This is a genomic window from Lysobacter sp. DMC104 (assembly GCF_056313665.1).
The window spans coordinates 1-12,915 of the sequence record NZ_JBQUZW010000003.1 but is presented as its reverse complement, the minus strand read 5'-3'; the positions used below and the strand labels follow the sequence as shown (position 1 = coordinate 12,915).

General features: G+C 69.9%; 13 protein-coding genes and 1 tRNA gene. 6 read left to right on the top strand and 8 right to left on the bottom strand.

The window, feature by feature from the left end:
* Positions 1-29: 29 nt before the first annotated feature.
* The 3 genes from ACT53R_RS05005 (at position 30) to ACT53R_RS04995 (ending at position 3,300) form a co-directional block, all read left to right on the top strand.
* Positions 30-1,334, top strand: coding sequence for an MFS transporter (locus tag ACT53R_RS05005; protein ID WP_476170753.1), 1,305 nt, complete (start codon positions 30-32; stop codon positions 1,332-1,334).
* Positions 1,335-1,496: 162 nt separating this feature from the next.
* The gene (locus ACT53R_RS05000) at positions 1,497-2,927 is read left to right on the top strand and encodes a vanadium-dependent haloperoxidase (RefSeq protein ID WP_476170752.1); all 1,431 of its coding nucleotides are present in this window, start codon (positions 1,497-1,499) and stop codon (positions 2,925-2,927) included.
* Positions 2,928-3,066: 139 nt separating this feature from the next.
* A complete protein-coding gene (locus ACT53R_RS04995; RefSeq protein WP_476170751.1) occupies positions 3,067-3,300 on the top strand; it encodes a hypothetical protein in 234 nt (77 codons plus the stop codon).
* An 85-nt stretch (positions 3,301-3,385) separates the two neighbouring features.
* On the opposite strand, the gene ACT53R_RS04990 is transcribed toward ACT53R_RS04995, so the two are convergent.
* Positions 3,386-3,470 (bottom strand) — tRNA-Leu (locus ACT53R_RS04990).
* 122 nt (positions 3,471-3,592) lie between these two features.
* On the opposite strand from ACT53R_RS04990, the gene rnr reads away from it, so the two are divergent.
* Entirely contained in the window at positions 3,593-6,130 is a 2,538-nt protein-coding gene (gene rnr, locus ACT53R_RS04985; RefSeq protein WP_476170750.1) for a ribonuclease R, read from the top strand.
* A 119-nt stretch (positions 6,131-6,249) separates the two neighbouring features.
* Here the strand turns inward: rnr and ACT53R_RS04980 are convergent, their stop codons facing one another.
* Positions 6,250-7,497, bottom strand: coding sequence for a TIGR03862 family flavoprotein (locus ACT53R_RS04980; RefSeq protein ID WP_476170749.1), 1,248 nt, complete (start codon positions 7,495-7,497; stop codon positions 6,250-6,252).
* Between the two features lie 86 nt (positions 7,498-7,583).
* On the opposite strand from ACT53R_RS04980, the gene rlmB reads away from it, so the two are divergent.
* Both rlmB and ACT53R_RS04970 read left to right on the top strand, forming a co-directional pair.
* On the top strand, positions 7,584-8,348 hold the full coding sequence (gene rlmB, locus ACT53R_RS04975; protein ID WP_476170748.1) for a 23S rRNA (guanosine(2251)-2'-O)-methyltransferase RlmB: 765 nt from the start codon (positions 7,584-7,586) through the stop codon (positions 8,346-8,348).
* Positions 8,345-8,620, top strand: coding sequence for a CBU_0592 family membrane protein (locus ACT53R_RS04970; protein ID WP_476170747.1), 276 nt, complete (start codon positions 8,345-8,347; stop codon positions 8,618-8,620). The genes rlmB and ACT53R_RS04970 overlap by 4 nt, the downstream gene beginning before the upstream one ends.
* On the opposite strand, the gene ACT53R_RS04965 is transcribed toward ACT53R_RS04970, so the two are convergent.
* From ACT53R_RS04965 to ACT53R_RS04940, 6 genes are all read right to left on the bottom strand, one after another.
* Positions 8,595-9,119 (bottom strand): GrpB family protein, encoded by a 525-nt coding sequence (locus ACT53R_RS04965; RefSeq protein ID WP_476170746.1) that lies wholly within the window; start codon positions 9,117-9,119, stop codon positions 8,595-8,597. The two genes, ACT53R_RS04970 and ACT53R_RS04965, sit on opposite strands and share 26 nt — an antisense overlap.
* Positions 9,120-9,126: 7 nt before the next feature.
* Positions 9,127-9,753, bottom strand: coding sequence for a ribonuclease T (gene rnt / locus ACT53R_RS04960; RefSeq protein ID WP_476170745.1), 627 nt, complete (start codon positions 9,751-9,753; stop codon positions 9,127-9,129).
* Between the two features lie 46 nt (positions 9,754-9,799).
* Positions 9,800-10,600: an HvfC family RiPP maturation protein gene (locus tag ACT53R_RS04955; RefSeq protein WP_476170744.1), complete on the bottom strand. Its 801-nt coding sequence runs from the start codon at positions 10,598-10,600 to the stop codon at positions 9,800-9,802.
* A complete protein-coding gene (locus ACT53R_RS04950) occupies positions 10,578-11,432 on the bottom strand; it encodes an HvfB family MNIO-type RiPP peptide maturase (protein ID WP_476170743.1) in 855 nt (284 codons plus the stop codon). Before ACT53R_RS04950 ends, ACT53R_RS04955 begins: the two co-directional genes overlap by 23 nt.
* A gap of 115 nt (positions 11,433-11,547) precedes the next feature.
* On the bottom strand, positions 11,548-12,072 hold the full coding sequence (locus tag ACT53R_RS04945) for an HvfA family oxazolone/thioamide-modified RiPP metallophore (protein WP_476170742.1): 525 nt from the start codon (positions 12,070-12,072) through the stop codon (positions 11,548-11,550).
* A 54-nt stretch (positions 12,073-12,126) separates the two neighbouring features.
* A complete protein-coding gene (locus ACT53R_RS04940) occupies positions 12,127-12,684 on the bottom strand; it encodes an RNA polymerase sigma factor (protein ID WP_476170741.1) in 558 nt (185 codons plus the stop codon).
* Positions 12,685-12,915 lie beyond the last annotated feature (231 nt).

The window sequence follows — 12,915 nt, the reverse complement described above, 5'->3', positions numbered from 1 at the left end:
CCGTGTGCCGGCGGCCTTCCGAGAATGCGATGACCGCCACGCCCGTTCCCGCCGCCGATGCGCTCGCTGCAGCACGTACACGCATGATCGCGGCGATGATCGCCACCTACGCGATCTTCGCCGTGCTGCTCAACAGCGTCGGCACGCTGATCCTGCAGAGCCAGGTCGCGCTCGGCGCCGGCAAGGCTGCGGTGAGCGTGCTCGATGGCTACAAGGATTTGCCGATCGCGATCGTGTCCTTCCTCGTCGCCGCGTGGCTGCCGCGCTTCGGCTACCGCCGCGCGATGATGGCCGGCCTCGTGCTGGTTGCGGTCGCCTGCCTCGCGATGCGTGCGGCGAATGCGTTCTGGATGGTGAAGCTGATGCTCGCCGCCACCGGTGTCGCGTTCGCGCTGGTGAAAGTGTCGGTGTACGCGGCGATCGGCCTGCTCACCGACGATCGCCGTCGCCACGCGAGCCTCACCAGCACGATCGAAGGCTGGTTCATGGTCGGCGTGCTCGCCGGCCCGTGGCTGTTCGGCGTGTTCATCCGCCGGCAGCAGGAGCCGACCGATCCGGTGTGGCTCGACCTGTATCTGTGGCTCGCGGTCGCCTGCGCGCTGGCGATCGCGCTGCTTGCGAGCGTGCGCCTGGACGAATCGCGTGCGCGTGCGGACGAGACGGCTGCCGGCGATGCGCCTGCAGGCAGCGCGTTCGTCGACATGCTGCGCCTGACCCTGCGACCGCTGGTCGCGGTGTTCGTGGCCTCGGCGTTCCTCTACGTGCTGATCGAACAGAGCATCGGCACGTGGCTGCCGACGTTCAACGCCGATCTGCTGCACCTGTCGACCGCGACCAGCGTGCAGCTCGCGAGCGTGTTCGCCGCGTGCACCGCGCTGGGTCGTCTGCTCGCCGGACTCGTGCTGCGCCGCATTCCCTGGCAATGGCTGCTGCTGGGCTGCCTGTGCGCGGCCGCCGGGATCGTGCTGCTCGCCCTGCCGCTGGCCGAAGGCGTCGCCCCGCCTGCCGCGGACGGCTGGCGCCACGCGCCGCCGGCGGCGTTCGCGCTGCCGCTGATCGGGCTGTTCCTCGCACCGATCTATCCGACCATCAATTCGGTGGTGCTCAGCGCATTGCCGAAGCACCGGCATGCGGCGATGACCGGCCTGATCGTGGTGTTCTCGGCGCTGGGCGGCACCACGGGGTCGTTCGTGACCGGCCAACTGTTCGCGCGCGTCGGCGGGCAGACCGCGTTCTATCTCACGCTGGTGCCGCTGGCGCTGCTCGCCGGCTCGGTGCTGGGCCTGCACCGTCGCGTGGAGGCGGGGGCCCGCGTGGACGGACGCATGGCCTGATCCGGCCCGTTTCCCCGTCTCCCGTGCCGGACCCGCGACCGCGTTGCGGCGTCCGCGACATCCATGCACCATGCGCCGCGTGATGGGGTAGACAGTCCGGGGGACGGCAGGGGGGCCGACGGACAGTGCACCGTCACGCTCAACTCCCTTCAAGGACCCGAAATGAAACGACTGTCTCTCGGCGCGCTGGCGATCGCCTGCGCCGCCTGCTTCTGTGCGATCGGCAATGCCGGCGCCGCCACCCTCGTCACCGACTGGAACGACCAGGCCCTGCAGGCCGTGCGCGCCACGCGCATGGCGCCCCCGATCTTCTCCCGTGCCGCGGCGATCATGAACACCGCGATGTACGACGCCTGGGCGGCCTACGATGCGAAGGCCAACGGCACGCAGCTCGGCGGTGAACTGCGCCGCCCGGCGGCCGAACGCAATGACGCCAACCGTCGCAAGGCGATGAGCTATGCCGCCTACCGCACGCTGGTCGACCTGTTCCCGACCCGCAAGGCGCAGTTCGACGCGGAAATGCTGCGTCTGGGCTACAACCCGAGCGATTTCGGCGGCGACCTCGCCACCGCGCAGGGCGTGGGCAACGTCGCCGCGGCGGCGGTCATCCAGTTCCGCCACGCCGATGGTGCCAACCAGCTCGGCGACATCAACGGCGGCGCGCCCTACAGCGACTACACCGGCTACGTGCCGGTGAACACGCCGACCCAGGTCATCGACCCGACCCGCTGGCAGCCGCTGGCGGTGCCCAACGGCAGCGGTGGCACGAACATCCAGAGCTTCCTCGTCCCGCAATGGGGCAACGTGAAGGGCTTCGGCATCACCCGCTACAACCAGTTCGCGGTGCCGGCCCCGGCGCCGCAGGGCAGCTTCGAGTTCTGGCGCCAGGCGGCGGAAGTGGTCGGCTACAGCGCCACGCTCAACGATCGCACCAAGAGCATCGCCGAATGGTGGGCCGACGGCCCGGGTTCCGAAACCCCGCCGGGCACCTGGCTGCTGTTCGCGAAGCAGGTGTCCGATCGCCGCCACCACGATCTCGGCCAGGACGTGCGCATGCACTTCGCGCTGAGCAATGCGATGTTCGACGCCGGCATCTCGGTGTGGGGCTACAAGCGCCAGTACGACTACGTGCGCCCGATCACGCTGATCCGCTATCTGTTCAACGGCCGCGCCATTCCCGCCTGGGGCGGCGAAGGGCAGGGCACGAAGATCATCCAGGGCCAGAACTGGCGCCCGTACCAGGTCGCGACCTTCATCACCCCGCCGTTCTCGGAACACGTGTCCGGCCACAGCACCTTCAGCGCCTCGGCGGCGGAAGTGCTCAAGCTGTTCACCGGCAGCGATGTCTTCCCGAACTCGGCCGTGGTGAAGGCCGGCAGTTCGTCGGTGGAGCCGGGTACCGTGCCGGCCCGCGACCTCACCCTGTCGTGGCCGACGTTCACCGCCGCCGCGGACGAAGCCGGCATCTCGCGGTTGTACGGCGGCATCCACTTCCGCAACGGCGACCTGGAAGGGCGCAAGCTCGGCCATCGCATCGGCGCGCAGGCGTACGCGCTGAGCCGCGCCTACATCAACGGCACCGCCGGGCGCTGATCCGGCAGGGCGCCGTCGCGTCTGCGGCGGCGCCTTCCGGCGCATGGACGAACCGTCACCTGCCCGCAAGGCCGGCGCAACGGCCGGGCGCCGAGACTGCGGTCTGCCGATCCGGCCGACCGCTTCCCGGAGCCACGACATGCGCAGTGCCCCCGTCCTCGCTTCTTTCTTTGCCGCACTGGTCCTGTCCGCGACCGGCGTGCCCGCCGCGTTCGCGCAGACACACGGCTCGGCCGCCGCGCCGGTCACCAAGGCTGCGCCCGCGCGTTGTCGCGATGCGAAAGGCCATTTCGCGAAGTGCCCGACTGCCGCCGCGCCGGCGAAGAAGGCGTGCCGCGATCCGAAGGGCAAGTTCATTGCCTGCCCGAAGTGACCGATGTCGCCCGTCCGTGCCGCACGCACCGGTGGCGCGCAGGCAACAAAAAACCCCGCTTTCGCGGGGTTTTCTGCTTTGTGTCTGGTGCCCAGGAGAGGACTCGAACCTCCACGGTTTTACCCGCTAGTACCTGAAACTAGTGCGTCTACCAATTCCGCCACCTGGGCAGGTGGGCGCGTATGTTGCGTTGCGACGCGCGCGATGTCAACGGTTGATTTCACATCCGTTGCATGCGGCCCGGCCCGGGGCCTTCCGGCGCGGTTCCGGCCCGGGCGTATACTGTCGGTCGATGTCCAACAAAACCAAGAAAAAGACGGCAGCCAGCCGTCCCCCGCGCGCCGATGCCGGCGCTTCCTCTCACACGGGCGGGTCGAAGGCCCCGAAGAACGCGGACCCGCGTTCCCCCGGTTCCGGCAAGCCGCCCAAGGCGCCGAAGCGCCCCGCCCGGGCATCCGAGGCTCCGCCCCGCAGCGGCACCGGCCCACGGCCGAAGAAATCGGCGCCCTGGTTGCCCGATCCGCTCGTCTCGAAGCCGCTCGTCTCCCCGCCTTCGCGTGCGAAGCCCGATGCTCGCCCGCGTCCGGCCGCGTCCGGCGTGCAGGATCCCTTCGCCGAACGCGAAGCCGCGCGTTACGCCGATCCCATTCCCAGTCGCGAAGCCATCCTCCGCCTGCTCGGCGGTGCCGATGGCCCGATGACGGCCGAAGTGGTCGCCGGCCATCTCGGCCTCGACACGCCCGAGCGCCGCGACGCCCTTGGCAAGCGCCTCGCGGCGATGTTGCGCGATGGCCAGGTGCTGCAGAACCGGCGCGGCGGCTATCTGCCGGCGGCGCGGGTCGATCTGATTCGCGGCACCGTGATCGCCAATCCCGACGGCTTTGGCTTCCTGCGCCCCGAGGTGGTGGCCGGGCAGGAGGCGGGCGACGATCTGTTCCTGCCGCCGCTGGAAATGCGCAAGGTGCTGCACGGCGATCGGGTGATGGCCAGCGTCACCGGCGTGGATCGCCGCGGCCGGCGCGAAGGCGCGATCGTCGAAGTGCTGGAGCGGCGGATCAGCCGCCTGATCGGCCGGTTCACGGTCGACTCCGGCATCAGTTACGTGGTGCCCGACGACGCCCGCATCCAGCGCAACGTGCAGATCCCGGTCGAGTCGCGGATGGACGCCCGCAACGGCCAGCTGGTGGTCTGCGAGATCGTCAGCGCGCCGGAGGCCTACCGGCCGCCGATCGGCCGCATCCTCGCCGTGCTCGGCGACAAGCTCACGCCGTCGCTGGTGGTCGAGGCCGCGATCCACGGCCACGACCTGCCGCACGAATTCCCGCCCGCGGTGCTGGCCGAAGCGATGGCGGTGCCGCTGGCCGTCACCGAAGTCGACCTCGCCGGCCGCGTCGATATCCGGCATCTGCCGCTGGTCACCATCGACGGCGAGGACGCGAAGGATTTCGACGACGCGGTCTGGTGCGAACCGAACCGGAATGGCTTCCGCCTGATCGTCGCCATCGCCGACGTCTCGCATTACGTGCGCCCGGGCGCGCCGCTTGATGACGAGGCGCAGCTGCGTGCGACGTCGGTGTACTTCCCCGGCTTCGTCGTGCCGATGCTGCCGGAGACGCTGTCCAACGGCATCTGCTCGCTCAATCCGAAGGTCGATCGCCTCTGCTTTGTCTGCGACATGCAGGTGGATTTCGACGGCGAAGTGACGAAGTCGAAGTTCTACGAAGCGGTGATGCATTCGCACGCACGGCTGACCTACACCCAGGTGTGGCAGGCGGTGGGTGCGGGCGAGGCCGACGCGATTGCGCGCATCGGCTCGCTGCTGCCGCAGGTGCAGCGCCTGCACCAGCTCTACCAGTTGTTGGCGAAGGCCCGCAAGGCGCGCGGTGCGATCGAGTTCGAGAGCAGCGAAGTGCGTTTCGTGCTGGGACCGCAGGGCGAGGTGGTGCAGGCCGGCATGCTCCAGCGCAACGACGCGCACAAGCTGATCGAGGAATGCATGATCGCGGCGAACGTCGAGGCCGCGCGCTTCCTGCTGAAGAAGAAGGTGCCGGCGCCCTACCGCATCCACGAGAAGCCGCCGGAAGGCAAGTACGCCGACCTGCTGGAATTCCTCAAGGAGTTCAAGCTGCGCATGCCGCCGTGGGCGAAGGTCGAGCCGCGCGATTTCACCGCGCTGCTGACCAAGATCCGCGATCGCGCCGACGCCGCGCTGCTGGAATCGGTGCTGCTGCGCACGCAGTCGCTGGCGGTGTATTCGCCGGACAACGCCGGCCATTTCGGGCTGGCGCTGGAGGCCTACGCACACTTCACCTCGCCGATCCGCCGCTATCCCGACCTGCTGGTGCACCGCGCGATCAAGCATGCGCTGAGCGGCGAGAAGCCGGCGGCCTTCACCTATTCGCCGAACGCGATGGCCGGGCTGGCACTGCAATGCTCCGAACGCGAGCGCCGCGCCGACGAGGCCGAGCGCGAGGTCGACGAGCGTTACCGCGCCGCGTGGATGGAGAAGCACGTCGGCGGCGAGTTCGACGGCACCATCAGCGGCGTCACCAGCTTCGGCCTGTTCGTCGAACTGGACGACTCCAAGGTCAACGGCCTGGTTCACGTCACCCAGTTGCCGCACGACTACTACCATTTCGATCCGATCCGCAAGACGCTGACCGGCGAACGCGTCGGCCGCGTCTTCCGCCTCGGCGACCGCGTGCGCATCGTCGTGCTCAAGGCCAGCCTGGAAGACCGCAAGATCGACTTCCGCCTGTACGAGGAACGCGGCGTGAAGCCGCCGCCACCGCGCGGGCAGCCGGCGAAGCGGAAGAAACAACCGTATTGACGTAGGGCGGGCCTTGGCCCGCCATTGCGGCGTGCCCGATCGCACCGCTGGATCATCGAAGCGGTTTCGATCGTTGCCACGATCATTGGAAAAGTCGTAACGGCGGGCCAGGGCCCGCCCTACGACGTCGTTTCGAGTGAGGCCACCGCACCGCGGCCCGCGATCAGGCCGCTGGCGAAGCAGGCGGTGAGCAGGTAGCCGCCGGTCGGGGCTTCCCAGTCGAGCATTTCGCCGGCGCAGAAGACGCCGGGCATCGTCGTCAGTTGCAGCGCGTCGTCGAGTGCTTCGAGGCGCACGCCGCCGGCGGTGCTGATGGCTTCGGCGACGGGGCGCGCGGCGACGAGGCGCAGCGGCAGGCGCTTGAGCCGTGCAGCGATCGCCCCGGCGTGTTGCCGCATGTCGTTTGGCAGCGATTCGAACACGAGCGCGGCCTTCGCGGCATCGATTCCGGTCTGCCGGCGCAGGAATTCCCCGACGCTGCGTTTCCCGCGCGGAGCGGAGAGAACGGCTTCCAGACGTTCCAGCTGACGCCCCGGCGCGAGATCCAGCCACAGCATCGCGTGGCCGTCGCGGAGGATCGTCTCGCGCAGGTCGGCGGAGATCGCGTAGATCGCGCTGCCTTCGACGCCGGTCGCGGTGAGCACGCATTCGCCCTGCAGCGCACGTTCGATGCCGTCGAGGTCGCGCCAGTGCAGCACCACGGGCTTCAGCGGCGCGCCTGCATGTTTCTCGGCGAGGAGCGCGCTCCAGCCGACGTCGAAGCCGCAGTTCGAGGGCCGCAGCGGGGCGAGGTCGATGCCGCGCGCAGCGAGGCCGTCGAACCACGCGCCGTCGGAACCGAGTTCCGGCCAACTCGCGCCACCGAGCGCGAGCACGGTCGCGTCCGCGTGCACGCAGCGCACGCCCGCGGGCGTGGCGAAGCGCAGCGCGCCGTCGTCGGTCCAGCCGAGCCACCGATGCTGCACGTGGAAGCGCACGCCGCTTTCGCGCAGCCGGCGCACCCAGCCGCGCAGCAGCGGCGCGGCCTTGCGATCGTCCGGGAACACGCGCCCGGAACTGCCGACGTAGGTCTCCACGCCGAGGCCGCGGGCCCAGTCGCGCAGGGCTTCGCCGTCGAAGGCGTCGAGCCAGCGCGCGACCTGCGGCGCGCGTTCGCGGTAGCGCGCGTCGAATGCCGGGCGCGGTTCGCCGTGGGTGAGGTTGAGCCCACCCTTGCCGGCGATCAGGAACTTGCGGCCGACCGAACCCTTGGCCTCGAACAGGTCGACCTGCACGCCGGCCGCGGTCGCGACCTCGGCCGCCATCAGCCCGGCGGGGCCGCCGCCGATGATGGCGATCCGGGCATGTTCGGGCGTGTCGGCGGACATGGCGGGTGGCAGGGATCGATGCTTGGGCGGGGCCGGGATCATACCGTGGCCGGGCAAACGCCCCGCGGTCCGGGCACAATGGCGGGATGAGCAAATCTTCCCAGTGGATCGCCGGCATCAACGCCGTGGCCGCCGCGGTCGAGCACGATGCCGACCATGTGCGCGAAGTGATGATCGAGGCCGGCGCGAAGAATCCGCGCCTGACCGAGATCGAGGAAAACGCCCGCCGCAAGGACATCGACGTGCGCCGGGTCGCGACCAACGCGCTCGACGGTGTCGCCGGCGGCCTGCGTCATCAGGGTGTGGTCGCGCGCTACGCCGCGTCGAAGACCTACACCGACGACGACCTGCCGGCGCTGATCGAAGCCGCCGAAGGCAAGGCGCTGCTGCTGGTGCTGGACGGCGTGCAGGACCCGCACAACCTCGGCGCCTGCCTGCGCAGCGCGGCGGCGGCGGGCGTGACCGCGGTGGTCATCCCGAAGGACAAGGCGGTGCAGGTCAACGCGACCGTGCGCAAGACCTCCGCCGGCGCCGCCGACAGCGTGCCGGTGGTGCGGGCGACCAACCTGGCGCGCACGCTGCGCGAGATCCAGCAGCTCGGCGTGTGGATCTACGGCCTGGCCGGCGAGGCCACGGCGTCGCTGTATGCGACCGATCTGCGCGGCAATGTGGCACTGGTGCTGGGCGGTGAAGCCGACGGCATGCGCCGGCTCACCCGCGAGCATTGCGACGGCCTCGTCACCATCCCGATGCCGGGCCTCGCGAACGCGCCCGGCGTGGAAAGCCTCAACGTCTCGGTCGCCACCGGCGTGGCGCTGTTCGAGGCCGTGCGCCAGCGGGTGTCCGCTTGAATCTGGCGTGGTATGACGGCGTCGGCCTGCTCGGCAGCGCGCTGGTGGTCGGCAGCTATTTCCTGCTGCAGAGCGGGCGGTTGCCGGGCACCGGCCTGCCGTACCAGCTCATCAACATCGCCGGCTCGTCCTGCATCCTCGTGTCGCTGGTCGGCGGCTTCAACCTGTCGGTCGCGCTGCTGCAATGCACGTGGATCGCGATCAGCCTGTTCGGGATCGTGCGCGGGTGGCGTGACCGGTCGAAGATCAAGTCTCCGCTGCCGTCGGCCTGAGCCCCGCGAGCACACCTCGGATGAAAGGACCTTTCGCCTCGGTGTAGGCCGCCTTGTCGTGGGCGAAAGTGCCGGCGAGCCGCAGCTTGAGCGCCTGGTACTCGTTGCGCAGCGCGGGATCGGCCCGCAGCGCGTCCCGGAACGCCAGATGTTCGCGCCAGAACGCCGAGCCAGTCTCGACCCCATGCAGGTGCACGCGCAGCGGGATCACCGAATCGCTGGTGAAGTAGCGCCGCATCGGCAGCGCGCGTTCGTGTTTCGGGACGTAGGCGTAGCCGATCTCGCCCAGCCGTCCGATCCGCGCTTCGATGACCGCCAGATTCGGCGCGCCCAGCATCACGTCGATCACCGGTTTCGCCGCAAGTCCCGGCACCGACGTGCTGCCGATGTGTTCGATCACCGCCTCGCCGGGCGAAAACAGCGCCGACAGACCGTCGCGCACGGCCGCGAAGTGCACCGGCCAGTCACTGGCCCAGGGAACGACGACGACCGACGCCATCGTGCGCTCAACCCAGCCGCGGCCAGCCGTTGACGATCTTGCAGAACAGCTCCGCGGTGCGTTCGGTGTCGTAGACCGCGGAGTGCGCTTCTTCGCCGTTCCACGACAGCCCCGCGGCCATCACCGCGCGCGCCAGCACGGTCTGGCCGTAGGCGACGCCGGCCAGCGTGACGGTGTCGAACACGCTGAAAGGGTGGAACGGGTTGCGCTTGTGCTGGGTGCGCGCGACCGCGGCGTTGAGGAAGTTCAGGTCGAAATGCGCGTTGTGGCCGACCAGGATCGCGCGCTGGCAGTCGTGCTTGCGCACCGCGGCGCGCACGGCGGCGAACACGTGATCCAGCGCGTCCTTCTCGGGCTTGGCGAGGCGGAACGGGTGGTCGAGGTCGATGCCGGTGATCTGCAGTGACTTCGGATCGATCTCGGTGCCGGGCGCGGGAATCAGGTGGGCGCTGGCGATGTCGCCGGGCACCAGCCGGCCGTCCTCGTCGAGGTCGACCGGCTGCACCGCGATCTCCAGCAGCGCATGGCGGTTCCAGTCGAAGCCGCCGGTTTCCACGTCCACGACCACGGGCAGATAGCCGCGGAAGCGTTCGGACATTTTCGTGAAGGCCGGGGCAGGGGCGGTTTCGGTCATCCGCAAAGCCTAGCAGACGCCCCCTCGCCGGCCGTCGTGCCGACGGTCAGGCTTGCCCGGGAGGCGCGTGGCGGGTACCGAGCAGCGTGCCCTCGTCGCGCATCCGGGCCAGCAGCGTGGCCCCTTCGGCGACGAAGCCGTCGAGGTCCGGCGCGCCGGCTTCCGCGGCCAGGGCAACCAGCTGTTCTCGGCCGGACAGGTCCGGGGTCTCGTCCAGCCGCTGCAGCAGCCGGAACGCCAGCGGCGTCAGCGCGTGGAAGCTGACGCGGCCGTCGGGTTCGCGGCGGACCAGCAGCAGCGTCGGCATGTCCGGCGGGACGTCGGGGAGGTAGTCGGGCCCGATCCGGTGCACCGGCCAGGCGTAGGCCAGCGGCCACGCCAGCGTCGAGACCAGCGGCGCACCGGCCATCAGGTCGCCGTCGGGATCGTGCGCGACATCGTCGCGACTGGCTTCGCTGATCTGCAGCGCCAGTTCCACCCACTCGTAATGCGCCAGTTCGCGCAGCCACGGCGGATCGTCGCGGCCGGCGTCGCCTTCGGCGCGTTCGTCGAGGTAGCGCAGGAATTCGCGGCCCAGTTCGGTGAACAGCGGCGTGTGGCAGTCGTGGTCGCGGTAGAACGCGCGGACCAGCGCGCGCCAGCCGTCGTCGCCGTAGACCCGGCGCACGACCGGGAAATTGCCGGCGAGCAGGCCTTCGACGTTGTTGAAGAACAGTTCGCGGTAGATCTTGAGCCGGCGCGCCTCGACGCCGTCCGGCGGCGCGACGCCGTCGGGGTCGCGGATGTGGGCGGCCAGCGCGTCCTGCTGTGCGCGCAGCACGGCGTCAGGCGGCGCGGCGGTGGTCATGCGCGGGCGCTCCGGCGAGACGGCGGCGGACCTGGCCGAGTTCGTCCAGCAGGTCCTCGAACGGGGGCAGGTTGAAGTCGCGCTCCAGCAGCGTGGGGCGCGGCCCGAACCGGCGGTAGGTGTCTTCCAGCAACGCCCACACCGGATCGCCGATCGCGGCGCCGTGGGTGTCGATCTTCAGGTCTTCGGCCTCGTCGTAGTGGCCGGCGACGTGCAGGTAGGCGATGCGGTCGCCCGGCACCGCGGCGAGGAACGCCTGCGGGTCGTAGCGATGGTTGGTGGCGTTCACCACGATGTTGTTTACGTCGAGCAGCAGCAGGCAGTCGGCCTCGGCCAGCACGGCGTTGAGGAAGTCGATTTCGTCCATCTCGCGGAACGGCGCGGCGTAGTACGAGATGTTCTCGATCGCGATGCGCTGGCCCAGCACGTCCTGCACGCGACGGATGCGCGCGGCGACGTGATGCACCGACGCCTCGGTGAACGGCAGCGGCAGCAGGTCGTAGAGATGGCCGCGGCTGTCGCCGCAGGCGCTGAGGTGCTCGCTGTAGAGCGGGCAGCGATGGGTTTCCATGAACCGCCGCAGCTTCAGCAGGAAGGGCTCGTCCAGCGGCGCCGGGCCGCCGACCGACAGCGACAGGCCATGGCAGACCACTGGATGGCGCGAGGCCAGATCGGCGAAGCCGTCGCCCAGCGCGCCGCCGACGCCGATCCAGTTCTCCGGCGCGACTTCGAGGAAGTCGAAGGCGCCCGCGGAGGCGGCGCGCATGTCCGCCAGCAGCGGACGGCGCAGGCCGAGGCCGGCGGCATGGTCGGGAAGCGGAGGGACGGTCATCGGGAACGTTCGCGGGACGGACGACGAGGGATCGGGACCTTCAGCGCGGCCGCCCGTCGTCGGGGCGGCCGCGGGGAAGCGCCGGCGTCGCGAGGGACGCCGGCGCGGGCGGGCATCAGGCCATGCCGCCGCACTTGCCTTCGCCGCACTTGCCTTCGGCCTGGGCCTTGTCGCCACCGCACTTGCCCTCGCCGCACTTGCCTTCGTGGGCGGCCTTCATTTCCTCGGCGCTGATGAAGCCGTCCTTGTTGGTGTCGTGGCTGGCGAACTTGTCGTCCTTGCCGCCGTGGGCCGCGGCGAACTCGGCGCGGGAGAGCTTCCCGTCCTTGTCGGTGTCCATCTTCGCCATGCCGCACTTGCCTTCGCCGCACTTGCCTTCGGCCGGCTTGTTGGCACCGCAGCTGGCTTCCGCGGCGGGCTTGTTGGCGCCGCAGCTCGCTTCGGTGGTCGGCTTGTTCGCACCGCACTTGGCTTCGCCGGCCTTCGCGCCGCCGCAGCTGCCTTCGGCGGCCTTGGCGTCGATCACGGTGTCGGCGCCGAGCTGGTAGCCCTGGCTGAGCGGGGTCGAGGCGAACGCGGAGCCCGACAGCAGCAGGGCGGTGGAGATGGCGAGGGCGACGGGCTTCTTGTTGCTGGACATGGAGTCTCTCCTGGGGTGTGAAGTGTTGCGGAAAGGGAAACGGAAGGGCGGGCGTCAGCCGGAAACGGGCAGTGCCGGCAGTGGGCAGGCGTCGGAACCGGACAGGTACTGTCGCGCCAGGCTCCTTGCACGGTGGATACGGGCCTTGGCGGCTTCGGGATGCAGCGACAGCTGCTGGGCGATCTCGGCGATGGTCATGCCTTCGAGATCGCGCATGAGGATGGCTTCGCGGTAGTGCGCCGGCAGGCGTGCCAGCGCCTGGGCGACATCGCGCACGATGCCGTTCGGCGCGGGGCAGTGCGGGGCCTCGATCTCTTCGAGGTCGGACGGCTGCATCAGCACCAGCCGGGTGGCGCGCTTGAGCCGGTTGCACTCGCGCTTGACGATGCGGAACAGCCAGGACGCGAAGGCGCCCGGTTCGCGCAGGCTGGCCAGCTTGCGCGACACCAGCAGCAGGCTTTCCTGCACCGCGTCCTCGACGTCGTTGATCGCGCAGTGGTATTCGGCGTAGCGGCGCAGGTCCTGGCGCGAACGCACCAGCACGCGCTCCAGCGCGCTGCGGTCGCCCTGGCGGGCGCGATCGAGGGAGTGTTCGAACTGTGAGTCCTGCATGGCCTGCTCCTGAGGGCTCGCACTGTAACGCGGGATTGCGTTCACGGTCGCGCCAAAGGAGTCCCCGTCCGGGGCGGGCGTTGCGCCCGTTTGCAGGTCGGAACCGGAAGGGTTCAGGCCGAATTCAGTTTCCGGGCGTCAGCGGATAGGCCGGTGACCTGCGTACGGATCTTGTAGCCACTCAGGCGGTGAGTCCCGTGGGGAGGGTATCGGGTTCGGACCAGTTCCGGC